The following is a 26,107-nucleotide window of genomic DNA, read 5'->3' as shown; positions in this document are numbered from 1 at the left end:
GATCCGTCCTTTCATGGAGTTGAAATGTATGGAGAACTGCGCTATAATACATACTTTGTTTATATTTCCTTACATCAAAATGGGAAGCGCTGGCATGTGCAGCGTAAATTGTGAAGCGGAGGGACGCTATGAAGGTTGCAGAAGTCCGCCACATTCTGGATACGATGGGTGACTTGTTTCCTGATGCGCATTGTGAGCTGATTCATAGCAACGCTTTTGAACTAACGATAGCCGTGCTGCTCTCAGCCCAATGTACGGATGCTACGGTGAACAAAGTGACCGTGGATCTGTTCCAAAAGTATAAGACTCCCCTGGACTACGTCTCCGTACCTATAGAGGAGCTGGAAGGGGATATCCGGCGCATCGGCCTTTACCGCAACAAGGCGAAGCATATACAGAGTCTATGCTCCATCCTGATTGAGCAATACGGGGGCGAAATTCCCCAGGCTCATGATCAACTGGTTACACTGCCAGGTGTTGGCCGGAAGACTGCTAACGTGGTGGTGTCAAATGCTTTTGGTGTGCCTGCGATTGCTGTGGATACGCATGTGGAGCGGGTCGCGAAGCGGCTTGCCCTGGCAGGCTGGAAGGATTCTGTACTGGAAGTGGAGAAGAAGCTGATGAAGGCGGTGCCGAAGGACGAATGGACACTGACGCATCACCGGCTCATTTTTTTCGGAAGATATCACTGCAAGGCCCAGAACCCGGGATGTCAGGTTTGTCCGCTTCTTGATGTATGCCGTGAGGGAAAGAAACGTATGAAATCGTCTGTGATCAGGAAAGATAAAGATCATATGCGAAAGAGCAAAGAGTTAGAGATGAAGAAGAGGATGGGATAGAGATGAAGTGCATTTCTGTGTACACTGACAATTTTGAAGTGTTTTCGGATATTTTTGACCGCGTAGTGGATAGCCCACTGGAAGAGAACGAAGAGCAGGAAGTTGAAGGCATTACGATCAGCCATTCCGGCGAAGTGCCTGAACACTACCTGGAGCGTATGTCGCAAAAGCCTGAGGTAGTTGTTATGAGAGACAAGTCCCGTGGCTTGACTATTCTTCAGCACGGTAAAGTATTCGAAATTCTGCTGCCTGAATTGGAAAGTGCATAACACATTCGGGATGATCTGTGATTTATCCGTAATAAAAGAGTCTGCCCCCTTGGGCAGGCTCTTTTTCGTATTTTCTATATAAGCGAACAAAAGAAAGTAACAAAAAGCGAGGCGGAACGAAGGGGGAAGTTTGGAACTGTAGGAGCGACAGCGCGAGCTAAAAAGCATTCCACAGGAAAGCTGGCATCGGAAGCATAATCTCTCCGGATTTCAACCGTAAACAGCGAAACTATGGAAAGAAATCTGGAGACAACAGTGGCCGGAAGTCCAAACATTCGACCGAAGTGGCATTCAAAGGGAGGGTGAACAGGGATACTGAAATAGGGATGTCGAGGAAGATTTATCAGATGCTAAACGTCAGGGCAGTTCTGTCTGTTCGTAAGGGATTATAGGTTATTTTGTAATTAGTGTGTATTTGATTTGTGGCAGACCGGTGATAAAATGGAATTATTCTATTCTTGCAGATTATAACGGGAATAAATCATGTTATTTCGGCACTTTAGGTGCAGATTTGATATATAACGGGAATTTCTCCCGTTGTTCCGACATATTTGCTACTATGTGAACCTGTTTGATTGTTTTAACTGCATAAATTCCTGTTATTTGGATGTAAAAGGGAGTTTTCTGCGAATTAGCGGGAGTTTTTCCCGTTAATTCACTCAGTACGATTGGACTATAATTGGACTATAAGGCTAGAGTAGAGGTGGAGAGCGGATGGGTGCGGAACAAGCCAAGGCAGAGAGAAAAGCCAGTAATGAAACAACAGCAGAGACAACAGCAGAGACAACAAGCGATAGTGAAACCACAGTAGAGCTTTTGGATTTGAAAGAATTGTCCGAACGTTGGGGTGAAGATGAGACCGGGCAGATTTTTGGTGATTTGCTGGAAAAAGAAAAGGCGAATGAACTGACGATTGCTTTTTGCGGACATTTCTCCGCCGGGAAATCCAGTATGATCAACAAACTGTGCGGAAGTACGGTGCTTCCCTCGGGTCCTGTTCCAACAAGTGCCAATATTGTATCTATCCGCAGCGGCTCCCCGCGTGTACTGATCTATCCTCGAACCGGAGCAGGCGGGACTGTGGTACCTTGGGAAACGACCCAGGAGCGATTGCAGGAATACTGCCGTGATGGCGGGGAATATTCAGCGATTGAGGTTTGGGAGGATGCACCATTGCTCGGTTCCCATGGAGTCTTGATGGATACACCGGGCGTGGATTCCACGGATGACGGTCACCAGACAGCGACACGTTCGGCACTTCATTTGGCGGATGTTGTGTTCTACGTGATGGATTATAACCATGTACAGTCGGAGAATAATTTAGCCTTTGCCAAAAATCTTAGTGATTGGGGTAAACCGTTATATCTGATCATTAACCAGATTGACAAGCACCGCGAACGTGAGATTTCGATCACAGAATATCAGAAGCAACTGGAAAGCGCTTTCCATCACTGGGGGATTAAGCACAGCGGGATGCTGTTTACTTCGTTGAAGGTTAAGGAGCATCCGCTGAATCAATGGGAAGAACTGCTGAAGCTGATTACAAAGCTACTGTCCTCCAGGCAGGAATTGCTGCAATTCAGCCTGTCGCGTTCCATTCATCATACAGGCGACGCATTGCTGGCATCGTACCGGGAGGAGCAGCGTGAAGAGCGGGAGCAGTGGACACAGCAGCTGGATGGTACGAACCGTGAGACTGTAGAGCGGGAACTGACCTCTCTTGAGCAGGAGAAGAAGGACTTGGAAGACCTTCCTGAGCATTCTAGGCAGCAGCTCCGTTCTGCGCTGGAGAATTTGCTAGGCAATGCGAATCTCATGCCCGCCGATGTACGGGAGGCGGCGGGGGCATATGTTGAGAGCATGAGCCCGGGATTCCGGCGGGGGCTGTTCTTTACCGCTGCCAAGCGGGAGAAGGAGCAGAGCGGGCGGCTTGCTGCCTGGCATGCGCTGCTGATCCGCGAGGTGTCCGCCCAGATCGAGTGGCATACTGGGCCACTTCTTCGTGAATGGGCGGAAGCTCTGGAGCTGTGGAGTGAGGATGATGATACGAAGCTGAAGGAGATTTTCCCGGCGGTAAGCCCGGAGTGGCTAGCGGCCTCGGTGAAGCCGGGGAGCGGTCATACGGGTGAGGCGCTGCTCAATCTCTGCCGCAGTCTGGCGGCAGAGATTAAGAGCCGCTACCGCCGCGCGGCGCTGGATCTCGGCGATGAGCTGCTGGCGAAGCTGCCGCCGCTCATGGAGGAGCGGCGCGCAGAGCTTGCGCGCCGCGAAGCAGACCTCGCGCAGCAGGCGGCGGCCGCCGCTGCGCTCGCCGCTCTGGACCGCGCAGCGGAGCAGCGCGCGGCAGAGCTCGCGGCGCTGCTGCCGCCGCGCCGCAGCCTCACCCCCGGCATCCTGCCGGAGGTGAGGACTGCCCAGCACGCGCCTGCCGCAGCGGCGGCGCGTGACACCCGGCCGCCGCTGCGCACAGCGGCCGCTCAAAGCGCCGCCCCAGGCTGGGCGGCGGGAGCTGTGTCGCCGGCCGGTGGACGGCGACGGTTGTCCGCAGCCGCCGGCGCACTGGCGGCGGCAAGCGAACTGCTGCGCGGCGAGCCGGCCATGGCCTCAGCCGCGCGCAGCCTGGCGGCGCGGGCGAAGGACCTCGCCGGCGGCCGCTTTACACTGGCGCTGTTCGGAGCGTTCAGCGCCGGCAAATCCTCCTTCGCCAACGCCTTGCTGGGCGAAGAGGTGCTGCCCGTGTCTCCCCATCCCGCCACGGCGGCGGTCAACCGCATTTTGGCGCCGGAAGGGGACTTCCGGCATGCCAGCGCGGTAGTGACCATGAAGTCGCAGGCTGATGTCTGGGATGACATTACCCATTCCTTCAGCGTGCTGGGGCTTGGCGTGCCGCAGCCCGAATCCTGGAGTGCGGTGTTGTCCAGTCTGCCCCTGGGGGGCATTCATCCCTCCGCACTGCCGCATGCCGGCTTCTTGCGGGCTGCAGCCGCCGGCTGGAAGGAAGCCGAGCCGCTGCTTGGAACTATACGGACTGTAGGGCTGGAGGAGTACCGGCAGCTGGTTGCAGAGGAGACGCGGGCCTGCTTTGTACAAGGCATCGATCTGTATTATGCCTGCCCGCTGACCGAGAGTGGCATTGTGCTGGTAGATACCCCCGGGGCGGATTCCCTGCATGCACGGCACACCGGCGTCACCTTCGGATATATGAAGGAAGCCGATGCCATCGTATTTGTCACGTATTACAATCATGCCTTTTCCAAGGCCGACCGGGGACTGCTGGCACAGCTGGGACGAATCAAGGACAGCTTCGCCCTGGATAAAATGTTCTTCATCATCAATGCCTCTGATCTGGCCTCTGGAGAAGAAGAACTGGAAGAGGTTCGGGGTCATGTGGTCCGAAATTTGCGTGAAGGCGGACTGCATGCACCGCGCATTTATGCGCTGTCGAGCTTGCTGGCACTGGAGGGCAAAACCTCGGACCAGCGTGACATATACGAGAGCTCCCGTTTTCAGCATTTTGAGCAGGCCCTTTCTCAGTTTGCTGGTGAAGAGCTGCCACAGTTATCGCTTGCTGCTGCACAGGATAGCCTGGCCTCAGTCATCCACCGTGCGGAGGAATGGCAAGCCTTGGCTTCCCGTGAGGAGAGCCAGCGGGAGGCGGAAGCGATCCTGCTGAAGGAACGAATGGGGCAGGCGCAAGAACGGCTTGTTCTTCTACAGACCGAAGTCCGTCCAATCAACAGTCTTCGCCGTGAAGGAGAAGAGCTGCTATACCATGTGCGGCAGCGGATCGGATTCACCTTCGGCCGTTTCTTCCAGGAATCCTTCCATCCTTCATTGCTGCGTGAAGAAGCCGGGAATCTGAAGGAAATCTTCTCGGCTTGTGGAGCGGAGCTGTGGCGGACAGTCCAGCGTGAACTGGAACAGGAGCTATGGGCGACGACCCTTCGGCTTGAAGCCGCCGGGAACAGGTTGGTACATGAAGCCGTAGCAGCTGCAGCGGCTGAGTTACCTTTTATGGAGGGTGAAGCTCAACTGGTGGATGATGAAGAAATCCGCTGGAGCCCGCCGGCTGAGATGGACTTGCGACTTCAGCCAATACATTGGACTTCCTTATGGGGGATGTTCAAGTCCCCGCGTCAATTCTTCGAAGGCGGTGGGCGGGATAAGGTCAAATCCGCAGTGGAACCGCTGCTGAAGGAAGCCATTACCGTTGCGGTAGCTGCTCAGGAGCCCAAACTGCTGGAACATTACGCGGTGGGCGCCCAGGCAGCCCTGAATATCGCCGCGGATCGGCTGCGCGAAAGATTATCCGAACAGGAGGAAGCCATGACGAATCTCCAGAAAGGGGGTGATTCGGCGGAGCGTTGGGGCGAATTGGCCCTCCAATTGCGACGTATTGGAGAAACTTTCGACATTTAAAAGTGAAGATTGTAGTAAATTGTCGAAGAACACTTGCAATCTGGCGGATGATGGATGAAAATAAAGAAGTCTGAAAAATACATGGATACTGTCACTTTTACTGAAAATACAGAAAGTGCCAGTCAATTGCCGAAAGAGGTTGAAGTCGACAATGTGGGGAGCTCCTTTTTCAGCTCAAAGCCGCAAGCTGCTGCTGCTGGGCAGTGGTGAACTGGGTAAGGAAGTTATTATTGAAGCTCAACGCCTTGGCGTAGAGACCATAGCAGTAGATCGTTATGAGGGTGCTCCGGCCATGGGAGTGGCTCATCGCTCCCACGTGATCGACATGCTGGATGCGGATGCTCTTAAGGCACTGATCCGTATGGAGAAGCCGGATGTCATTGTGCCGGAGATTGAAGCCATTGCGACCCATGCCCTTCAGGAGCTGGAGGATGAAGGCTTTGCAGTCGTGCCGACGGCACGGGCTGCCCGGTTGACGATGGACCGTGAAGGCATTCGCCGCCTTGCCGCTGAAGAACTGGGTCTGCCAACTGCAGATTACCGCTTTGCGGATAGTTTGGACGAGCTACGGCAGGCAATTGCAGAACTTGGTACACCTTGTGTGATCAAGCCGATTATGAGCTCTTCTGGCAAAGGGCAGAGTGTCTGCCGGAACCCGGAGGATGCGGAGCATTGCTGGAATATCGCTCTGGAAGGTGCAAGAGCCAAGGGAACCAGAGTCATCGTAGAAGCTTTTGTGACTTTTGAGAGTGAGATTACCTTGCTGACGGTTCGTTCGGTGTCGGGAACTGTATTTTGCCCGCCCATCGGACATATTCAGAAGGACGGCGACTACGTGGAATCATGGCAGCCTCATCAGATGGACGAAGGTCAGCTAGCGGAAGCGCAAGCCATTGCCAAAGCGGTAACCGATCAGCTAGGAGGCCGCGGTATTTTTGGAGTGGAGCTGTTCCTGACGTCTAAAGGCGTGTTGTTCAGTGAAGTATCACCAAGGCCGCATGATACCGGCATGGTAACCATGGCCACACAGGATTTATCTCAATTTGCAGTACATGTCAGAGCCATTCTGGGATTTCCGCTGGAATGTGTTCAATTACTCACACCCGGAGCATCGGCAACACTAAAAGCCGAGACCGCGGGACAAGCTTTTGCAGTAACCGGACTGGATGAGGCGCTCGCGCTTCCCCGCACGCAGGTCCGGGTGTTCGGTAAGCCGGAAGCCCGGCCCGGACGGAGAATGGCAGTAGCTTTAAGTGCGGCTGAAGATGTGGAAATTGCACGGACGGTCGCCAGGCAGGCAGCGTCTAAGCTTAAAGTGGAGGTATATGAGAATGGACAGTAGTACCCTAGCACCAGTACTGCAAATTCGCAAATGTGGCATGGAAGATCTGGAGAGAATAACAGCCCTACTGCGGGAACTCGGTTATCCGACAACGGTTAATGTAATGAAAGAGAGAATTGAAGGCATGGAGAACAACCCTCTCCAATGTACACTTGTTGCTGAACTAGATAACGAAGTAGTGGGAATGATCGGCCTCAGGCAGGTAAGCTCCTTTTCCAAACAGCAGGAATCCATCACAGAGATTACTGCGCTCATCGTTTCGGAGGAAATCCGCGGCAACGGACTCGGCAAAAGACTAGTAGCTGCTGGAGAAGAATGGGCACGTCATAAAGGCTGCTGCAAGCTGTTTTTGAGAAGCGGCAACCGTGTGGAGCGTGCACCAGCACATGCTTTTTACCAGCACATCGGGTTCGAAAAAACAGCAGGATACCGCTTTAACAAAGCGCTGCTATAATAATTCTGCGTTACCGATCATACCCATCCCGGCTTGCGGGATGGTTTTTTTTTTTTATAATCTACGAAATTTCTCCGCTCATAAAAGGCCATAACATAACTTAACCATAGATTAGACGGAATGAATCAGATAGAATGTACTTACTGCACACCAGCGTTATAAAATAAACTTGAAACAAATCACAACAGTGTGAAAGTAACAGAGGGGAAGGTTTGGAACTGAAGGAGCGAAGCGTTCGCCTTTGTCCCCAGATTTCAACCGCTAGAAGCGGTTTAAAAAGAAGAAATCTGGAGACAACAGCGACCGTAAGTCCAAAATTTCACCGTAGTGACGACCAAGCTTTAAGTGGAAATCTTAAGTTCGTTTTAATAGAAGAGGTTTATAAAGAAGAAATCTGGAGACATCAGCGACGGTAAGTCCAAACATTCCCCGGAGTGACGACCAGCACCTGTGTGGGCAAACTTCAAGTTTTTTTATAACAAAACCAACCCAAAGAGGGATGATGCATGTATAAATTGATTCTTGCCGAAGATGAGGAAGATGTAAGAGAAGGAATTATCGGACAGATCGACTGGGCAAAGTACGGATTTGAGGTTGTGGATCAGGCGGAGAACGGCCGGGAAGCGGCCGATGCCATTGATCGTTTGCTGCCAGACGTCGTGGTGACCGATATTCAAATGCCATTCATGAACGGACTGCAGTTAGCCGAATGGACACGCAAACGCCATCCGAATACGAAGATCATTATTTTAACCGGGTTCGATGAGTTTGAATATGCACAGCGGGCGATTAAATTGCAAATCGATGAGTATATTTTGAAACCGTTTTCATCACAAGAGTTAATAGATGTGCTGCTGAAGGTGAAGGGGACAATAGAGTCGGAGATTGCGGAGAAAGAGAATATATTCGTACTAAGCGAACATTACCGGAAGAGTCTGCCCGTCCTCCGCGAGCAGTTCTTGTCCTCGCTAGTTTCGCGCCGTCTGACCCGTGCCGAAATTGAGGAAAAGCGTGCGGAATACGACATTCCGCTGGAAGGCCGACTGTTCCAAGCGTCAGTTATTAGTGTGGATTACATCCGGCACACAGGCAGGGAGAACCCGGAGGAAGGTCGACCAGTATCGCTACGTGACACAGGCGATCGCAATTTGCAGCTCTTCGCCGTCCTGAATATTGCCGAGGAAATATGTGAGAAGCATAATTTCGGCAAAGTCTTTATCCACCGGGATAATGTGGTGCTGTTATCTGTCAGCCCGGAGCAGGAAGAAGCCGAAATTACAGGCAAGACCTTCACGATTTTAGAGGAGATCGGACAGAATGTGCAGCGCTTCCTGAAATTGACCGTTACTTCGGGCGCGGGTACTGTATGCCGGTCACCGGAGTTATTGTTTAACTCCTTCGGGGATGCCCTGCAGGCACTGGACTATCGCGTCATTCTGGGGAACAACCGGGTGATCTGGATTGAGGATGTAGAGTCGAGATCAACACAAATGCTGGATTATGATGATCTGACTCAGCAGTCCCTGATTCGCACGATCAAGCTGGGAACGGTTCAGGAGCTGAAGACGGTAGTGGACGGTTTGTTCGCCGGGCTGGATATTGCTCAGGTCTCCATGCAGGATTACCAGATTTTTTTGCTGGAGATTATGACGTCCATTCTCCGCCTTGCCAAAGAGGCTGGCAATGAGACCGCGGAGCTTTTTGGCTCGGGGCTCTCCTCTCTGACGGATATGAACAAGTTCAACAATGTCGAAGAGGCCAAGCAGTGGATCATCAACTTATGTACCCGGATTATGGACTCCATCGCACTGGAACGGCAGTCGAGCTATAAACAGCTCATTGATCAGGCCAAGGATTATATCCGTGATCATTACGAGGAATCCGAAATCTCCATCGGGAAGGTCTGCCAGCATCTGCATATCAGCACAGGGTATTTCAGCAGTATTTTTAAAAAAGAAATGAAGATGACCTTTGTGAGCTATCTTTTGCAAATCCGCCTGGAGGCCGCCAAGGAGCTGCTTCGCTCCACGGAGCTCAAGGCGTTCGAGATCGCTGAGAAAATCGGCTTTGCCGACCCGAACTATTTCAGCTTTTGTTTCCGTAAGAAATACGGCCTTTCTCCCAAAGAGTACAAGAACAGCGCCAGAGGAGGATAAGGCATGTGCAGGGAGAAACCACATTTCTTCCCGCTGCGTCCGCAGCGGCCCTTAGGAGGCACGATTAAATTATCCTCCAAGCTGCGCAGTATCCAGTTGATTATTACAGTTACATTTACATTCGTCGCGGTGCTTGTAGCCGTCCTCGTCAGCTTTATGCTGTACAACAAGTTCGCCAAGACCGCAGAAGAGAATGCCAATCTGAACATGCAGCAGATCATCGAGCAGGTGAATTACAACCTGGAGTTGTACGCCAAGGGGATGCGCAATATTTATGAGAAGGCAGAGGCGCAGATCACGCTGACTCCGGATATTGGCGCCCCCATGCTCAAGGAACGAATGTCCACGCTGCTGGAATCCCGGGAAGATCTGGTCTCTGTCGCTTTGTTTACACCTCAGGGTGAACTGGTCCTGAATGTACCGGGACTTGAAATGCGCCACAATACGCAGCTTGAGAACCAGAGCTGGTATACATCGCCCCGCCGGACCTCAGAAATCTCTTTCTCGGCCCCTCACATCCAGAATCTCTTCAAGAGCAAATACACATGGGTCGTGTCCATGAGCAAGCTTATACAATACCGTGAAGCCGGAGTGCTCAAGACGGGGAACCTTCTGATTGATTTTAACTTCGGCACGATTGATGAACTCAGCAAGCAGGTCAAGCTTGGTAAAAGAGGTTATGCTTACATTCTGGATTCCCTCGGCAATATTGTGTATCATCCGCAGCAGCAGCTGATCTATGCGGGACTGAAATATGAGAATGTGGAGCCTGTTCTGGAGTATGCTTACCGAAGCTATCTGGATGAATCTACTGGTGAGAAACGTTTTATTACTGTGCGTACACTGGCCGAGACGGGATGGAAAATTGTCGGGGTGGCTTATTATGACGAGATCGTGACCACGAAGCGGGACCTGAATCAGTTCCTGTCCTGGTTCCTGGCCGTTGTAATCCTATGTGTGATCATCGTCTCGGTCCTGCTGTCTGCCCGGATTTCCAGCCCGATCCGCAAGCTGGAGCGTACGGTCAAGCAGGTGGGAGAGGGTGATCTCAATACCCCTATCAATGTCAGCGGGGCTTATGAGGTGGAGCAGTTATCCAAGCGCTTTAATCTCATGCTTCAGCGTATCCGCCAGTTGATGGAACAGATCATTTACGAGCAGGAAACGAAGCGTAAGGGCGAGCTTGAAGTGCTGCAATCCCAGATCAACCCGCACTTTTTGTATAATACATTGAATTCGGTCATTCGGCTCGCGGAGCGCGGGAAAACCGATGAGGTGGTCACGATGATTCATTCCCTCTCGAAGTTTTTTCGCATCAGCCTCAGCAAGGGCAAGAATATCATTACCGTTCAAGAGGAACTGGACCACATCCGCCATTATTTGGTGATCCAAAGCTTTCGCTTCAAGAACAAATTCAAGTACGAGATTCACGCCCAGGATGAGGTATTGCAATGCCAGACCATCAAGCTCATATTGCAGCCCATTGTAGAAAATGCCCTGTACCATGGAATTGAAATGATGCCAGATGAGGGATTGATCTCTATCCGGGCAGAGCTGCAGAACAAGCTGATTGTCATTACTATCATGGACAACGGCCTTGGCATGTCTAAGGAGACGCTAAGTACGATTTTGACGGGTGTATGTAAGTCCGGGACTGGATCGGGTGTTGGGGTGCGAAATGTGAATGAGCGGATCAAGCTCTATTACGGGCGTGAATTCGGCATTTCCTTTGAAAGCGCCATAGAGGAAGGCACTACAGTTACGCTTACTTTCCCTGCGCTGGTGTCTCAAGAACTCGATGAAGAGAAGGAGGGGGGAGCTCAGGAATGATGAACAAACGCTTTTGGCTGATCCTATTCTGCTGTGCTGCGGCGGGGTTCGCGCTCAATTCCTGCATAAGTTCGCCTCCTGATTACATCAGCACGGCCAAGACCCGGAGTGTCCATATGATTGTCAAAATGAGCAGGGGCGATTACTGGAATACCGTGAAGCTGGGAGCAGAGGCAGCGGCCCAGGAATTCAACGTCAAGCTGACGTTTAAAGCCCCGGATTCGGAGAGTGACGTCGACGAACAGATCGCGATGGTTGAAAACGCAATTGACGAAAAAGCAGACGTGATCGTACTGGCGGCCAGCAGTTACATGGGGCTTGCACAGGTAGTGGATAAGGCAGCGGTTTTTAACAAAATCCCCGTGATTTCGGTGGATGCTGAGGTAGGATCAGCCAGAGTCTCCACTTATATTGGATCCAACGGATATGAAGCTGGGCAAAAATCAGCCGAGCGCCTGATCAAGCTGCTGGACGCACATGGAGAGATTGGCATCATCAACTTTACGAGTTCAACCGAGAATGCCCAGTCGGTGTCGTCGACCGCGATAGATTATGGGGCGAGGGATGCAGATGAACGGGAAAAGGGTTTTCTGAACTACGCTGCCCGTTATCCCGATATCCATGTTGTCGAGATTGCTTACACGCCCTCCAATATTGCCAATGCAGAGGAATTGACCAGGCAAATGCTGAACCAGCACCCCAGATTGAGAGGGATAGCTACCTTGAATGAAACAGGCTCACAGGGAGCGGCCAAGGCGATACAGCAGCTGGGACTGAAGGGGATCAGAATGGTGGCCTTTGACAGCTCTCCATCGATGATGGAGCTGCTACAGGACGGAACGGTCCAGGCTACGGTAGTGCAGAATCCATTCAGCAACGGGTATTTGGCCATTAAGCACGCTGTGGAGATTCTCGAAGGTATCAAAGTCCCGGAACGGGTGGATACAGGAACCAAAATCATAGATTTGGACAACATGCTATGGCCGGAGAACCAGAAGCTGTTGTTCCCTTTTGTAAGATAATCAGGCTGGTAGCCGGTGCGCATAAATCAGGAGGGCATGATTTCCCGATATGTGGCCCGGCTTTTTTATGTGCAGACAGATGGCGGGAAATCTTATATCGCCAAAACAGGAAGGTGAAGTTCTCCTAGCGCCAAGGGATAAACTTAGTGGACGTAATATAAGAATAAGGAACCCTTTTGTACATGAGAATTTTTATAAAACAGAGTAGTATTTTATATTCGCAACCGTTTTCAAATGAAGCATAATGTAGATATTCCCAGAGTGAGCGGGGAAAATGAAAAAGAAATGAATCAGGAGGTCAATGAATAATGAGAAAAATCACTTCCGTATTACTGGCCAGCGCATTGCTGGGTGCTGCTCTTGCAGGCTGCGGCGGCAATAATAATTCTGCTAGTACAACTAACTCCGGGGCCGGTACCACTAACACAACAAATTCCGGTAACAGCGGAGGAAAAAGCGCGGAAACGCCTAAGGTCGGTGTAGCCATTTACAAATTCGATGACACATTCATGACGGGTGTTCGTAACGCGATTCAAAAATCGGCTGAAGGCATCGCCACTGTGGATATTGTAGACAGCCAAAACTCCCAGCCTACCCAGAATGACAAGGTTGACCTCTTCATCACCAAAAAATATAACGGCATGCTGATCAACCCGGTTGACCGCACTGCTGCCGGCGTCATTATCGATAAAGCTAAAACAGCAAATATTCCAGTTGTGTTCCTGAACCGTGAACCGCTTCCGGAAGATATGAAGAAATGGGACAAAGTCTACTATGTAGGCGCTAAAGCCGAAGAATCCGGTACGATGTCCGGCCAACTGATCGTTGACTATTGGAAAGCACACCCTGAGGCTGATAAGAACGGCGATGGCGTGCTCCAATACGTAATGCTTAAAGGTGAGCCTGGACACCAAGATGCTGAGCTCCGTACTACTTACTCCATTCAAGCTGTAGAAGATGCTGGTATTAAGGTTGAAAAGCTGGCTGAAGATACTGCGATGTGGGATCGCGTAAAAGGCCAGGAGAAAATGGCTGCATTCCTCGGTTCCCATGGCGACAAGATTGAAGCTGTGTTCGCGAATAACGATGACATGGCTCTCGGGGCTATCGAAGCTTTGAAAGCTGCCGGTTACTTCTCTGGGGATAAATACATGCCGGTAGTCGGCGTGGATGCTACAGCTCCTGCGGTTCAAGCTCTGCAAGATGGCACGATGCTTGGTACCGTTCTGAACGATGCTAACAACCAAGGTAAAGCTGCGATCACTGTAGCTTCACTGCTTGCCAAAGGCGAAACACCAACGAAAGACAATGTTGGCTTTGACATCACTGACAACCAGTATGTCTGGATCTCCTACAAGAAGATCACCAAAGACAACGTTGCGGATGCGAAGTAATCATTCTATTAGTAACATTCTTAAAAAGATAGACACGGGGAGCGGCTATCCGCTCCCTGATATTCCTTACGGGTAGGGAACAGGATGGAACCGCTGTGCCTCTCATGGAAAAGAAAAAAAGCGTAGGGGGCGTAACAACATGGCTCAAGCCGAGTTTTTGCTGGAAATGAACAATATCTCGAAAGAGTTCCCCGGCGTCAAGGCGCTGGATGATGTCAGCTTGAAGGTTAGACCAGGATCGGTTCATGCTCTGATGGGTGAGAACGGTGCTGGTAAATCTACATTAATGAAATGTCTCTTCGGAATCTACGCGCCGGATGCCGGTGAAATCTATCTGGATGGCGACAAGGTCTCCATCACAAGCTCCAACGATGCGCTTAAAAATGGAATCTCAATGATTCACCAGGAATTGCATCCTGTGCCGTTCCGCAGTGTGATGGAGAACATCTGGCTGGGACGTTTTCCGACCAAAGGCATCGGACCGATTCAATTCATTGACCACAAAAAGATGTTTACGGATACAGAAAATCTTTTTAAAGATCTGGACATTGACCTGAAGCCCGAGACTTTGGTGGGTAAATTGTCCGTATCCAAAATCCAATCCATTGAAATCGCGAAGGCCGTCTCTTTCCATTCCCGCGTCATTGTGATGGATGAACCTACTTCGTCCCTGACCAGTGTGGAAGTGGAGCACTTATTCCGGATTATCCGGGATTTGAAAAAAAGAGGCGTAGCTATTATCTATATATCGCACAAAATGGAGGAAATTCTCGAGATCTCCGATGATGTCACCATCATGCGCGACGGTAAAAAGATTGGCACCTGGCCGGCCGCGGAGATGACCACCGATTTAATTATCTCCAAAATGGTAGGCCGTGATTTGACCAACCGCTTCCCTGAGCGCTTCAATGTGCCGGGTGAAGTCTATTTGAAAGTGGAGAGCTTGACCTCAACGGAACAACGCTCGTTCAAGGACATCTCTTTTGAATTGCGGCGCGGTGAAATTCTGGGAATCGGCGGCCTCGTCGGGGCGCAGCGTACGGAAGTTATTGAAGCACTGTTCGGTCTTCGTAACATCAAATCAGGTTCCATTTCGATTAAGGGAAAGCAGGTCAAGATCAACTCGCCTAAAGATGCAAAGAAACATGGCCTTGCACTGTTGACGGAGGAACGGCGTGTTACGGGGATTTTCCCGGTATTATCTGTGCATGAGAATGGGGCCATTGCCAACCTTGACCGTTATCAGAAGCCTTATATGCTGCTGAACGGGAAGAAGAAAAAAGCAGAAGTCGATAAAATGATCGAAAAACTCCGTACCAAAACACCGACGACCAAGACCCAAATTATGAACCTGTCCGGCGGCAATCAGCAAAAGGTGCTGCTGGCCAGATGGCTGCTCACCGAACCGGAAGTTCTGCTTCTGGATGAGCCGACACGGGGGATCGACGTAGGTGCAAAGTTCGAAATTTATACGATCATCGCGGATTTGGCGAAGCAGGGCAAGAGCATCATTATGATTTCCTCAGAAATGCCAGAGCTGCTGGGCATGTCCGACAGGGTTATGGTTATGTCTGAAGGGAAACTGACAGGGATATTAGAAGGCGAGCAAGCTACGGAAACGGAAGTTATGCGCCTCGCCGCACAGCACTAGAATAGGAACAAGTTTAGCTTGTGAAAAGAAATAAACTTCCTATAACAAGGTATTTGTTGAGGATGAAATTCAACATCTAGTAACTGATTTATGATTATCATAAAAACAAATATTCGCATAACAAGGCGATAATTACGGTTTTAGTTGCGCTGTGCGTAACAGATTATGCTTACGATGGGAGTTACGCTACGCGTAACAGATTATGCTTACGATGAGAGTTACGCTGCGCGTAACTTTTGAGGAGGAACATACTAATGAACGTAAAAAAAGCTCAGTCCTTTGTCACCCAAAATGCCATATACATCGTATTGGTGTTGCTTATTTTGGGAATAGCACTGTATGAACCAAGTTTCATTTCTGTGAATACTCTGCGTGACATTATGATTCAATCATCCACACGGATTATCATCGCGCTTGGCGTTGCTTTCATTCTGATTACAGCGGGTACGGACTTGTCGGCCGGACGGGTTGTTGGTTTCACGGCGGTGATTTCTGCTTCGATGCTGCAGATTCCCGATTATTCACGTCGCTTCTTCCCCGATCTACCGCAACTGAATGTACTGCTTCCTATTGTGATCGCTATCATCGCAGGTCTTATCTGTGGACTCATAAATGGTCTGGTTGTCTCCAAGCTCAGTGTACCACCGTTTATCGCAACGCTAGGCACAATGGTTATCGTGTACGGTCTTAATTCCCTGTACTTTGATATGGAGCCCAACCAGTCCCAGCCCATCGGCGGTCTGCGTCCCGACTTCACCAAAATTGGTTCCGGCTTCTTTGGAAGCGGCCAATATTCGATACCGTTTATAGTCATCATAGCCCTCGTCGTCGCAGCCATAGTCTGGGTAGTTTTTAACAAAACCAAACTTGGCAAGAACATGTACGCTATCGGGGGTAACATTCAAGCGGCAAAAGTATCCGGTATTGACGTATCCAAGAACTTGATCTACATCTACGCAATTGCAGGTGCCCTCTACGGTCTGGCAGGTGTCCTTGAAGCTGCAAGAACAGGCGGCGCTACCAACAACTATGGCAACATGTATGAACTTGACGCCATCGCAGCCTGCGTAGTCGGCGGTGTATCTACCACAGGCGGTATCGGTACCGTGCCGGGCGTTCTGGTTGGGGTTATCATCTTCACCCTGATCAACTACGGTTTGACCTTTATCGGCATCAGCCCGTACTACCAGCTGATTATCAAAGGTCTGATAATTATCGCGGCAGTGGCGTTTGATATGCGGAAGTATTCATCTAAAAGATAGTCGGGCTTGAGGATAACGTTGTGACTGCGGGGAATGCTTGGACTTTCGGCCGTTGTTGTCTCCAGATTTCTTCGATTGAAACCGCTGAGCGCGGTTGAAATCCGGAGACAGCTTATGCTTCCGATGCGAGCTTTCCTGCGGAAAGCTTTTGGACGGACGCTTCGCTCCTACAGTCCCAAGCATCCTCTTCGTCACGCCTCGATCCTCTCGCTGAGGGGGAAGGTCAGTAAAAAGCGTTTGCTATTTCTCGCAAACGCTTTTTGGTATATCGATTGCTTCGCTCTGAAATGAACAATTATGATAGCCATCAAATTCACTTCACAAATCGTTACGAAATGATGTGACTTTAATCACACTGATAGGGGCTTTTCTTTTCATATACTTGACATATTCCAAGTAGATGAAAGCGAGGACTGCTTTATGCTTAGCGAAAAAACAATAAAAATCATACAATCTACGGTTCCGGTTCTAGAAATACACGGGACGGAAATTACCAAGCGGTTCTATCACTTGTTGTTCAGCAGCCATCCTGAACTATTGAATATTTTCAATCACGCGAATCAAAGCCAGGGTAGACAGCGAACAGCCCTCGCCAACGCAATCATCGCCGCGGCTAAACATATCGACAAACTGGAATCGATTCTCCCGGTAGTGAAACAGATTGCCCACAAGCATCGCAGTCTTGGCGTGCAAGCAGAGCATTACCCTATTGTTGGACAAAACTTGCTTACAGCAATTAAAGATGTTCTAGGTGATGGCGCGACGGAGGAGATTCTTCAGGCCTGGGGAGAGGCCTATGGAGTCATTGCGGGTGTCTTTATCGAGGTAGAAGCCGAAATGTACGGGCAGGCACAACAGCAGCAAGGAGGATGGGCCGACTACAGAGCCTTCCGGGTGGAACAAAAAGTGAAAGAGAGTGGCGTTATCACCTCCTTTTATCTAGTACCGCAGGATGGAGGAGAACTGGCTTCCTTTGAGCCGGGACAGTACGTTAGTGTAAAAGTGGAAATCCCAGGTGAAATAAATACACATATTCGTCAGTACAGTCTTTCCGACGCCCCGGGTAAACCGTACTACAGAATTTCCGTTAAGCGTGAGGATGAGGGGGCTGGTCGGCCAGCGGGGAAGGTCTCGGTGTTCTTACATGATCAGGTCAAGGCGGGAGATGTGTTATGGTTGTCGGCGCCTGCAGGCGAATTCACACTGGATCAGCAGGATTCCCGTCCGGTCGTGCTCATTAGCGGGGGCGTGGGATTAACACCACTCGTCAGCATGCTAAATACTTTGGCTGCTGCGAAGACGGAGCGTCAAGTCACTTTTATCCACGCCGCTTTGAATAGTGATGTGCATGCGCTCAGACGACAGGTAGAGGAGCTCTCCGAGCGCTCTCAGAACATCCATACCTATTTTTGCTATGAAAAGCCAACTGCCCAGGATAGAGAGCAGAAGGCTTATGATAAAGAGGGATATATCGACTTGCCTTGGTTGAAGCAGGTAGTTCCTACCCAAGACGCGAGCTTTTATTTTTGCGGGCCCGTTCCGTTTATGCGAACTGTACATGGCCTGTTGAAGGCCTGGGGTGTTCCTGCTGCAGATGTTCATTATGAGTTTTTTGGACCTGCCGGCAGCTTGGAAGGGGATGCGGACAGCTCCAAAGAGGGCAACTCCAAAGAGGGCAACTCCAAAGAGGGCAACTCCAAAGAGGACGTTTCCCTACAGCGTTAATTGGTGGAATGAGACTCTGATTTCATCTGGCTGCGCAGCAGGCGGTTAATCGTCTCACGGCGAAGCCCGATGAATTGGCCGATCTCATCTTGTGTTAATACATCGGTTAGCGTGGCTGGAGATATATAGACTTGGAACCATGACTGCAATTTCTGAAGTTTTTCCGCGGGAGAGACGGTGGTAAGCTGATCTATTCGCTGCTGCATGATCCGCAGCCTATCCTGTAATTGAATAGCAATTTCCCGATAGCGGTCAGGGCTTTGTTCCAAGTGCTGATACCACTCCATTTCGGGCAAAATTTCGATTTCACAAGTGACAAGCGCAATGGCTGTACCGTAATATGGGTTCGAACTGATCAACGAGTGATGCGGAATGATTTCTCCCGGCACGATGAGATTGACCAAAATCTGTGATCCATCCTGATGGAGCCGCACGATTTTTAACATGCCACTTTTTAAGTGATACAGTGGTCCGGAGTCGCCTTGCCTGAATAATGTTTCACCTTTATGTAATATCATAGTTAACCTCCGTAAAGATAAAGAAGCGAAAATCGGTATAACTGATTTTCGCTTGTATTCTTTTTTAACAGTATAGCAGGTTTGAAAGCATCGGGTTCGTTCTGAGTGCGAGAGGAGTTAGAACGCTAAGGTGGAAAAAGTATATATCTGACTTTTCAATCAAGCATAATTTTGCTTAATCTGGAGGAACGTATGCTATGAAACTACCTGTCCAAATTCGCCACATGTAGATGCGCTCGAAGAGCAAGCTTTTGCCAAGTCGGATAAGGTGGGGATTGGTTTTGGTCTGTACGCGGACTATGGAACCGCACAAAGGTTATATGTGCAGCGTGGATATATCCCTGATGGTAGGGGAATTATGTACGACAACATGCCAGTAGAGCCTGGCCGTCAAGTGCGTGTGGATGATGATTGGTCTTGTTCTTAATAAAATCAAAATGAAATATATAAGACGAACAAAAGAAAACAAAAAGCGTAGATGAGCGAAGGGGAAGTTTGGAGGAAGTTTGGAACTGTAGGCGCAAAGCACTCGCCTGAAAGCATTCCATAGGAAAACTAGTACCGGAACATAGATTGTCGACAGATTTCAACCTCTAGAAGCTGAAATTCCCCTTCACCATCGTCTTTACAGTGAAAAGAAGGGGTACATCCTCAACTAACGGCATTTTTGTACCTTATTTTTCTTCATTATAGGCAAATGAGGGAAATAAGGACATTTTTGTATCCTATTTTTCGAAAAAGCACGCTGGACAGGGTATTCTGGAAGATTTAAGGTACAATATTGCACTTAATCTCCATTAACCCCTACTTGCAGAGGATTTAAGGTACAAAAATGCCGTTAATTACACTTCGATCCTTTTTATATAAGCCCCTTTTTTCTTGGTTATGTTTGTTTCTTTAATGCGTTCTACATAGATGGCGGTTCAATCCAGAAATGTGAAAACAACAGCGATCGAAGCAACCTCCCGTTCACGGAGCGTCCGCCCAGCCGTCCAGCCTACTTCCATACGATTAAATGGCACACAAACGCCCGCACTCCCATATCCTATAGGCAAATGCCTGTGTTAAAGGGGAGCGACTGAATGCTGAGTATCAAGCTGAATGAGCTGAGGGGCGGCGGGAACGAAGGCAGCTTCATAAAGGCCGATGTGTGGAAATGGGACGGGATTGAGTGGAGCGAGTATATCGTTCAGCAGGAAGAAGAGTTTATTCGGGCGGATGATGACCTGTTCGTTAGTCTTCCGGCTGAACCGGGATTGTACCGTGTGGACTATTCCAGCAAGTCCTTAGAGGCTCCGTTTGAGCAGACTCAGGCGGAGATCAAGGATCATCGGACGACATCCTTGCATCCGGCTCCTTTCAAGCTGAAAGAAGGGACACTTTGGGGGTATATCAACGACGAAGGAACTACAGTGATTGAGCCCCGGTATGAGTATGCGGAGGATTTTCAGCCGAATGGGCTGGCTGTGGTGCAGTTGAAAGGTAACAGCGGGCTGATTGACAATACAGGACAAGAGCGGGTGAAGCCGGTTTATTCTTTTATCGGGCCTTTTTTAGAGGGCCGGGCCGTCGTCTCCGATGCGAAAGGGTATACCTTTATTGATGAGCAAGGTCATGAAGTGACTTCGGCGCGGGTGGATTATCTGAATTCGCTGCATGAAGGCCGTGCTCTTTTTTCTAAACAGGGGTCAGGCCAGGCATCACGTTACGGCTATTGGGATCGTCAAGGCAAAGAGGTGCTCCCTGCGGTCTATGAGGATGCGAGCGATTTTATGAACGGAACCGCGCTGGTAAAGATCGCAAATGGTGAATACGCGCTCATTGACCCCGATGGACATCGTCTTTACACGTACAAACATCCTTTTGTAGGCAGCCTAGGGGAGGGACTGCTGTCCTATCAGGAGACGGAGAACGGCAGATACGGGTATCTGAATAAGGACGGAAGTGTGGCTATCCAGCCGCAATTTACGGCCGCACTTCCTTTTTACGAGGGCCGGGCAGTAGTGAATACAGCAGAGAACTTCGGCAATGCTTACGGTCTCATTGACAAGCAGGGACGAATGATTATCCCGGCCAAGTATTATGAGCTCCAGCAGCTTGGAGAGGGCCGGGTTGCATTGGGAACGCCGATATATCCCTCACAGCCGTATCGCGGTTCCCGCTACGTGATTGCGGACGCAGAGAATGGCCGAATACTAAGTACCCATACCCTGCTCGGCGTGAATAATTACCATGAGGGTCTGGCCTCCGTCTTTGACGCCAAAGAAACCTATTTTATCGACAAAAGTGGCAGGCGGGCAGCTCAGCCCCCAGTTATTCCAGGTACGGGAACTCTCAGCTTCAGCGGGCGCCTGATTCGGGCGAATATTGATCAGCGTACTTCCTATTATGACCGTAGCGGCAAACAAGTCTGGCGGCAGAACGGCGTTATTCCCCTGCGTGCCCCATACTCTGTACTTGAGAAGAAATATAAGCCGAATTTTGATTATCTGGTGTATTATCCTGTTGTGGAGGGGATCTCCAATAAGGAGGTGGCCAGGGAGGTTAACGACAAGCTGCGGAAGCTTTCGAAGGCGGAAGATATCGGCAGTGGCGGTCCCTCGCAGGATTTTAGCTATACCGGTGACTTTGCTGTAACCTTTTTCCGCAAAAATCTGCTGGTGCTTGAGCTGAACGGCTACCGTTTTCCTTTCGGGGCAGCCCACGGCATGCCGACCAAAATCCATACCCATATCAATCTGCGCAACGGCAGATTTTATAAACTGCGTGACTTGTTTAAGCCGGGGAGCAAATATGTAGAGAAACTGAGTGATATTGTCGGAAAACAGATACAAAATGACCCGCAGTACTCGTATGTGTTCCCTGGAACGTACAAGGGGATTGCTGCCGACCAGCCTTTCTTTGTAGATGAGGATGCGCTGTCCCTTTATTTTGCACCTTATGAGATTGCTCCTTATTCTGCAGGATTTCCAACCTTCCGTATTCCCTATGCAGAGATCATGGGTCTGATTTCGACAGAGGGCGAATTCTGGCAGTCCTTTCATTGAGATCTTGCAACCATCGAATGCTCGCTAATCAGGCGTGCATTCTTTTTTTATGCCCAGACATATTTCCTATCGCTCGAATATTGTCAGAAATTAGAAACGCACAGCAAAGTGATGTGTGCTACAATGACTGAGGAACTTATTACAGTTTTGTAATTATTGCAGCCGCGTTGTCCTGGCATACCGCAAATCACAACACAAGAATAGGGAGATGGCAGAATGAAGAGCAGAACTTTAAGAGCAATGATAGGCGGAAGTGTAGCAGCTGTTATGGCGCTTAGCATTACTCTTCCATTAACGGCCAATGCGGCCAGCAGTGTACAGGTGACTACCACCACCTCAACCATCAGCTATGATGAACTATTGAAATACCTTAGCAATTTAAATATAAAAGGCTTTCCTTTTAATTTTGACAATGTTACCGGGGTGTCCAAGCCTCAAACGACACCAGCGCCTGTAGCGACGCCAGCACCAGCTAAACCTGTGGTAACCCCAAAACCGGTTAAACCAGTAGCAACACCAGCGCCAACAGCACCACCGAAAGCTACCCCGGTTCCAGCTAAGCCAGTGCCAACTCAGGCACCAGCTGCGGGACAAGCAGGTACGTATACCCAGCAAATTGTGACACTCGTGAACAAGGAGCGTGCGGCGGCAGGTCTGCCTCCAGTAAGTGCACTGGATAGCTTGAATAAAGTAGCAGCGGCAAAAGCAACGGATATGCGGTCAAATAACTATTTCGATCATAATTCTCCAACCTATGGATCACCATTTGATATGATGAAATCCTTCGGAATTACGTACAGAGCGGCAGGCGAGAACATCGCCATGGGTCAACGCTCTCCGGAAGAAGTAATGACAGCCTGGATGAACAGCCCGGGTCACCGTGCTAACATCCTGAACAAGGATTTTAACTACATCGGTGTTGGTTTTGACAACAACTACTGGGTGCAGGAGTTTATCGGAAAATAGAATGTTAGGTCTAGCACTATATGCATCGTTCTCCCGGCAGAGCCGGGGGGACGATTTTTTTTATGGTTTTGGTCTAAAATGGCGGTTTTTTGTATGCTGTATATTTGCAAATTATGCATAGAAGAATTATGTTTATCTACATAGTTAAGAACTTTGTAAAATGTGGAACAATACAGAATAGTACGGCATACGGAGGGATAGCTTTGAATGATTCCAAATGGACCTGGCGCAGTGTAAGCCTGATCTCCATAGCAACAACTCTTGTTTTGATCACTGGATTTGGATATGCAGTAAGTGACGTCCTCTTTCCAAAGGGTGATATACCGTTGACTTCCTTGCCACAGGCGACGCCTGCACCCGAGAATGGGGCAGTGAAGTCCTTTAAAGTGGTAGCTCTGGGGGATTCTCTGGCCAAGGGAACCGGGGACAACACAGGGAACGGTTATGTGAAGAATACCGTAGCAGGGTTGGCTGCAAGTGGAGTGTCGGCTGAGTTACTTGGCAATATGGGGATTAACGGGCTGACAACAGCCGGGCTGCAAAATAAACTTAAGGACGCTGGCATACAGTATTCACTGCGCCAGGCTAATGTGATCCTGCTCTCCATCGGAGGCAATGATCTGTTTCGGGGAGCCGATCTGCTGCAAAATGGCGGCGCCGGGAATACTCCGGCCGGATCTTCCGTAGGGACTACGGGGGAAACGGGAACAGGGACGAAGCCGGGCACTGCTGAAGGAAAGCACTCAGGCACAGGAACAACACCCGGTGCTTCCGGGGAAAAAGAAACGAACGACTTGACTCCTGAGTCGCTGCTCGCTGCGCTGCCGGAAGCTGCCGAGAGACTCGGTAAGATTTTGAACACTATATCAGAGATTAACCCGGCAGCACGAATCTATTATGTGGGTCTTTACAATCCGTTCGGCGATGTTCAAGAAATGCTGGTTCCGGGTAATCAGGCGGTAACGGCCTGGAACAATGCTGCTATGGACATCATTAACCGGAATAGCAAGATCACGCTTGTTCCTACCTTTGATCTGTTTAACAACCATTTGGACAAATATCTGTCCTCGGACCATTTTCACCCCAACAGTGACGGATACAAGCGGATCGGGGAGCGGATTGTACAAGCTATTCAATGAAGCAGATAAACCTTGGGTATAGCTCATGAAGCAAGACCGAAATGATGTAATAAGGAGCAGTGGCATATGGCAAAAGAGATGAAGGATGGCTCCGGAACAGTGGTTCTCTCGGTTGACGGGGTCCGCAAGAAAATCGGCCGCAAATGGATTATCGATAATGTGACTTTTGATGTGCGTGAAGGTGAAATTTTCGGGTTTCTCGGACCTAACGGAGCCGGGAAAACGACAACCATCCGCATGCTTGTAGATTTGATCCGTCCTAGCGAGGGGAAGATCACGGTTTGCGGCTACAACGTGAATAAAGACCCGGAGAAGGCGCTGCAATATGTGGGCTCCATCGTTGAGAATCCGGAAGTATATACTTATCTGACAGGGTGGGAGAATTTGCAGCATTTTGCCCGGATGCAGCCGGGAGTGGATGAGGCCCGGATTGCCGAGGTAGTAGACACCGTTCGGCTGGATCAGCGTATTCATGATAAGGTCAGTACATATTCGCTTGGGATGAGACAACGTCTCGGAATTGCACAGGCGCTGCTGGGCCGTCCAAGGCTGTTGATTCTGGATGAACCCACCAACGGCCTGGATCCCAAGGGAATCAAGGAACTGCGGGAATTCATCCGCAACCTTGCCGACGGGGGCCTCGCAGTATTCGTATCCAGCCACCTACTCAGCGAGATTCAATTGCTGTGCGACCGGGTTGCCATTATCAGCAAGGGCCGTGTGCTTGCCGTGGGCGGAGTGGATGAACTGGTTGCCCGCAACTCCCCATACGTCTTGTGGGAGCTGGAGCCTTTTGACAAAGGGAGACAGCTGCTGGCCGAACGGCCAGATGTCATATTGGCTGATCCTGCAGAAATTACGCTGGATGACAGTGTGATCGCAGGCATGGGGCCAAACTCATTGATTACGATTATGGATGACAGTCTGATCCCGGAGATTGTGGCTGTGCTTGTCATGGCTGGAGTGGAAGTCCGGGGCGTGCATAAAATCAACCCGACACTGGAACAGCTATTCCTGAAACTGACGGAGGGTGAGACTATTGATTAACTTGTTGCCGCTCATCCGTAATGAGTGTCTGAAGATTATTAAAAAGAAGCGTTTTTATGTCATTTTGTTGATTCTGATCGTGCTGGTACCGATGTTTACTTATGCTCAAATGCGGATTGCTGAACGCAGCCGGGATAAGTTCAATTCGGACTGGCGGCTGGAAATCCAGCAGCAGATTACGGACAATGAAAACTCACTTGGAAGTGACCGGATTCCGGAGGAATGGAAATCATACCGGCGAATCTTTGTGCAGCAGCTGCAGTATTATCTGGACCATAATGTGAATCCGAACGAGCCGAGTGGTGTGACGTTTACCCGTCAATTTCTTGACAATTCGGTGTCGTTGTTCATTCCTTTGCTGATTATGGCGATAGCGTCAGATCTTGTATCGGGTGAAAGGACTACAGGAACGATTAAAATGCTGCTGACCCGTCCGGTCAGACGCTGGAAGGTGCTTTTCAGTAAAATGACGGCGCTTTTAATGTTCGTCTCGCTGATCGTATTGTCGACCTTTATCATCAGTTACCTGATTTCAGGTCTGGTGTTCGGGTTCAAGGGTTTTAACGTGCCTGTCTTTACGGGCTTTCAGATTAGCGGCGATACGGTAGACATGTCAGGCGTACACGCAGTACCGCAGTGGAAATATTTGCTGATGCAGGGTGGATTGATTTGGTACGTCAGTGTAGTTGTTGCGCTGCTGGCCTTCATGGTCTCTGTGCTTGTGAGAAGTACGGCGGCAAGTATTGTCGTGATGATGGCAGCGCTGATCGCAGGGACCATCCTGACGAACATGGCTTCTGCCTGGACGACAGCCAAATACTTGTTTATGGTCAATCTAGGACTAACAGGATATTTGTCCGGAACACCTGCGCCGATTGAGGGGATGAGCCTGTCCTTTTCCTTGATTGTGCTTGCCATTTGGGCCGCTGTTTCTGTGATCATTTCATTCGCCGTCTTTACGAAACGGGATATTTTGAATTAGAATGTACAAAGTGAACGAAAACGTTTGTTTGCATTTACAGGTTAA

18 protein-coding genes are annotated in these 26,107 nt (G+C 49.9%); 17 read left to right on the top strand and 1 reads right to left on the bottom strand.

Annotation, left to right across the window (positions count from 1 at the left end):
* The first annotated feature begins 128 nt into the window (after positions 1 to 128).
* The 12 genes from nth to hmpA all read left to right on the top strand — a co-directional run bounded on the left by nth (position 129) and on the right by hmpA (position 18,363).
* Positions 129 to 839 (top strand): endonuclease III, encoded by a 711-nt coding sequence (gene nth, locus HPT30_RS22825; RefSeq protein WP_175373620.1) that lies wholly within the window; start codon positions 129 to 131, stop codon positions 837 to 839.
* A gap of 2 nt (positions 840 to 841) precedes the next feature.
* Positions 842 to 1,108, top strand: a complete 267-nt coding sequence (locus HPT30_RS22820; protein WP_066363024.1) for an NAD/NADP transhydrogenase alpha subunit — start codon at positions 842 to 844, stop codon at positions 1,106 to 1,108.
* Between the two features lie 714 nt (positions 1,109 to 1,822).
* Positions 1,823 to 5,527, top strand: a complete 3,705-nt coding sequence (locus HPT30_RS22815) for a dynamin family protein (protein WP_175373619.1) — start codon at positions 1,823 to 1,825, stop codon at positions 5,525 to 5,527.
* A gap of 151 nt (positions 5,528 to 5,678) precedes the next feature.
* Positions 5,679 to 6,869: a formate-dependent phosphoribosylglycinamide formyltransferase gene (gene purT / locus HPT30_RS22810; RefSeq protein WP_175373799.1), complete on the top strand. Its 1,191-nt coding sequence runs from the start codon at positions 5,679 to 5,681 to the stop codon at positions 6,867 to 6,869.
* Positions 6,859 to 7,323 (top strand): GNAT family N-acetyltransferase, encoded by a 465-nt coding sequence (locus tag HPT30_RS22805; RefSeq protein WP_246317358.1) that lies wholly within the window; start codon positions 6,859 to 6,861, stop codon positions 7,321 to 7,323. The genes purT and HPT30_RS22805 overlap by 11 nt, the downstream gene beginning before the upstream one ends.
* Positions 7,324 to 7,829: 506 nt before the next feature.
* The gene (locus HPT30_RS22800; protein ID WP_175373617.1) at positions 7,830 to 9,479 is read left to right on the top strand and encodes a response regulator; all 1,650 of its coding nucleotides are present in this window, start codon (positions 7,830 to 7,832) and stop codon (positions 9,477 to 9,479) included.
* Positions 9,480 to 9,482: 3 nt separating this feature from the next.
* Positions 9,483 to 11,309: a sensor histidine kinase gene (locus HPT30_RS22795; RefSeq protein ID WP_175373616.1), complete on the top strand. Its 1,827-nt coding sequence runs from the start codon at positions 9,483 to 9,485 to the stop codon at positions 11,307 to 11,309.
* Complete coding sequence (locus tag HPT30_RS22790) at positions 11,306 to 12,331, top strand: substrate-binding domain-containing protein (RefSeq protein ID WP_246317356.1); 1,026 nt, start codon at positions 11,306 to 11,308, stop codon at positions 12,329 to 12,331. Before HPT30_RS22795 ends, HPT30_RS22790 begins: the two co-directional genes overlap by 4 nt.
* 308 nt (positions 12,332 to 12,639) lie before the next feature.
* Positions 12,640 to 13,725, top strand: a complete 1,086-nt coding sequence (locus HPT30_RS22785; RefSeq protein ID WP_175373615.1) for a galactose ABC transporter substrate-binding protein — start codon at positions 12,640 to 12,642, stop codon at positions 13,723 to 13,725.
* Between the two features lie 139 nt (positions 13,726 to 13,864).
* On the top strand, positions 13,865 to 15,376 hold the full coding sequence (locus HPT30_RS22780; protein WP_175373614.1) for a sugar ABC transporter ATP-binding protein: 1,512 nt from the start codon (positions 13,865 to 13,867) through the stop codon (positions 15,374 to 15,376).
* 254 nt (positions 15,377 to 15,630) lie between these two features.
* Complete coding sequence (gene mglC / locus HPT30_RS22775; protein WP_175373613.1) at positions 15,631 to 16,638, top strand: galactose/methyl galactoside ABC transporter permease MglC; 1,008 nt, start codon at positions 15,631 to 15,633, stop codon at positions 16,636 to 16,638.
* A gap of 420 nt (positions 16,639 to 17,058) precedes the next feature.
* Positions 17,059 to 18,363: an NO-inducible flavohemoprotein gene (hmpA, locus tag HPT30_RS22770; RefSeq protein ID WP_175373612.1), complete on the top strand. Its 1,305-nt coding sequence runs from the start codon at positions 17,059 to 17,061 to the stop codon at positions 18,361 to 18,363.
* On the opposite strand, the gene HPT30_RS22765 is transcribed toward hmpA, so the two are convergent.
* The gene (locus HPT30_RS22765; RefSeq protein ID WP_175373611.1) at positions 18,360 to 18,881 is read right to left on the bottom strand and encodes a Crp/Fnr family transcriptional regulator; all 522 of its coding nucleotides are present in this window, start codon (positions 18,879 to 18,881) and stop codon (positions 18,360 to 18,362) included. The genes hmpA and HPT30_RS22765 overlap by 4 nt on opposite strands.
* A gap of 1,082 nt (positions 18,882 to 19,963) precedes the next feature.
* Here HPT30_RS22765 and HPT30_RS22760 point away from each other — a divergent pair.
* From HPT30_RS22760 to HPT30_RS22740, 5 genes are all read left to right on the top strand, one after another.
* Entirely contained in the window at positions 19,964 to 21,928 is a 1,965-nt protein-coding gene (locus tag HPT30_RS22760) for a WG repeat-containing protein (protein WP_175373610.1), read from the top strand.
* Between the two features lie 216 nt (positions 21,929 to 22,144).
* Positions 22,145 to 22,894, top strand: coding sequence for a CAP domain-containing protein (locus tag HPT30_RS22755; protein WP_175373609.1), 750 nt, complete (start codon positions 22,145 to 22,147; stop codon positions 22,892 to 22,894).
* A 203-nt stretch (positions 22,895 to 23,097) separates the two neighbouring features.
* Positions 23,098 to 24,033: a GDSL-type esterase/lipase family protein gene (locus tag HPT30_RS22750; RefSeq protein WP_246317354.1), complete on the top strand. Its 936-nt coding sequence runs from the start codon at positions 23,098 to 23,100 to the stop codon at positions 24,031 to 24,033.
* A 78-nt stretch (positions 24,034 to 24,111) separates the two neighbouring features.
* Entirely contained in the window at positions 24,112 to 25,080 is a 969-nt protein-coding gene (locus HPT30_RS22745; RefSeq protein ID WP_376767057.1) for an ABC transporter ATP-binding protein, read from the top strand.
* Positions 25,073 to 26,062, top strand: a complete 990-nt coding sequence (locus HPT30_RS22740) for an ABC transporter permease (RefSeq protein ID WP_175373606.1) — start codon at positions 25,073 to 25,075, stop codon at positions 26,060 to 26,062. The genes HPT30_RS22745 and HPT30_RS22740 overlap by 8 nt, the downstream gene beginning before the upstream one ends.
* The last annotated feature ends 45 nt before the right edge of the window (positions 26,063 to 26,107 follow it).

The sequence above is a fragment of the Paenibacillus agri genome, from assembly GCF_013359945.1.
GTDB lineage: Bacteria > Bacillota > Bacilli > Paenibacillales > Paenibacillaceae > Paenibacillus_AQ > Paenibacillus_AQ agri.
This window is presented reverse-complemented; position numbering and strand designations above follow the sequence as displayed.

What these genes read in the sequence shown, in the direction of transcription:
- HPT30_RS22800 (WP_175373617.1), top strand. Translation starts at nt 7,830, where the DNA reads ATGTATAAATTGATTCTTGCCGAAGATGAGGAAGATGTAAGAGAAGGA.
- HPT30_RS22795 (WP_175373616.1), top strand. Translation starts at nt 9,483, where the DNA reads ATGTGCAGGGAGAAACCACATTTCTTCCCGCTGCGTCCGCAGCGGCCC.
- nth (WP_175373620.1), top strand. Translation starts at nt 129, where the DNA reads ATGAAGGTTGCAGAAGTCCGCCACATTCTGGATACGATGGGTGACTTG.
- HPT30_RS22815 (WP_175373619.1), top strand. Translation starts at nt 1,823, where the DNA reads ATGGGTGCGGAACAAGCCAAGGCAGAGAGAAAAGCCAGTAATGAAACA.
- HPT30_RS22755 (WP_175373609.1), top strand. Translation starts at nt 22,145, where the DNA reads ATGAAGAGCAGAACTTTAAGAGCAATGATAGGCGGAAGTGTAGCAGCT.
- mglC (WP_175373613.1), top strand. Translation starts at nt 15,631, where the DNA reads ATGAACGTAAAAAAAGCTCAGTCCTTTGTCACCCAAAATGCCATATAC.
- HPT30_RS22820 (WP_066363024.1), top strand. Translation starts at nt 842, where the DNA reads ATGAAGTGCATTTCTGTGTACACTGACAATTTTGAAGTGTTTTCGGAT.
- HPT30_RS22790 (WP_246317356.1), top strand. Translation starts at nt 11,306, where the DNA reads ATGATGAACAAACGCTTTTGGCTGATCCTATTCTGCTGTGCTGCGGCG.
- purT (WP_175373799.1), top strand. Translation starts at nt 5,679, where the DNA reads ATGTGGGGAGCTCCTTTTTCAGCTCAAAGCCGCAAGCTGCTGCTGCTG.
- HPT30_RS22780 (WP_175373614.1), top strand. Translation starts at nt 13,865, where the DNA reads ATGGCTCAAGCCGAGTTTTTGCTGGAAATGAACAATATCTCGAAAGAG.
- HPT30_RS22785 (WP_175373615.1), top strand. Translation starts at nt 12,640, where the DNA reads ATGAGAAAAATCACTTCCGTATTACTGGCCAGCGCATTGCTGGGTGCT.
- HPT30_RS22765 (WP_175373611.1), bottom strand. Translation starts at nt 18,881, where the DNA reads ATGATATTACATAAAGGTGAAACATTATTCAGGCAAGGCGACTCCGGA.
- HPT30_RS22805 (WP_246317358.1), top strand. Translation starts at nt 6,859, where the DNA reads ATGGACAGTAGTACCCTAGCACCAGTACTGCAAATTCGCAAATGTGGC.
- hmpA (WP_175373612.1), top strand. Translation starts at nt 17,059, where the DNA reads ATGCTTAGCGAAAAAACAATAAAAATCATACAATCTACGGTTCCGGTT.
- HPT30_RS22745 (WP_376767057.1), top strand. Translation starts at nt 24,112, where the DNA reads ATGAAGGATGGCTCCGGAACAGTGGTTCTCTCGGTTGACGGGGTCCGC.
- HPT30_RS22760 (WP_175373610.1), top strand. Translation starts at nt 19,964, where the DNA reads ATGCTGAGTATCAAGCTGAATGAGCTGAGGGGCGGCGGGAACGAAGGC.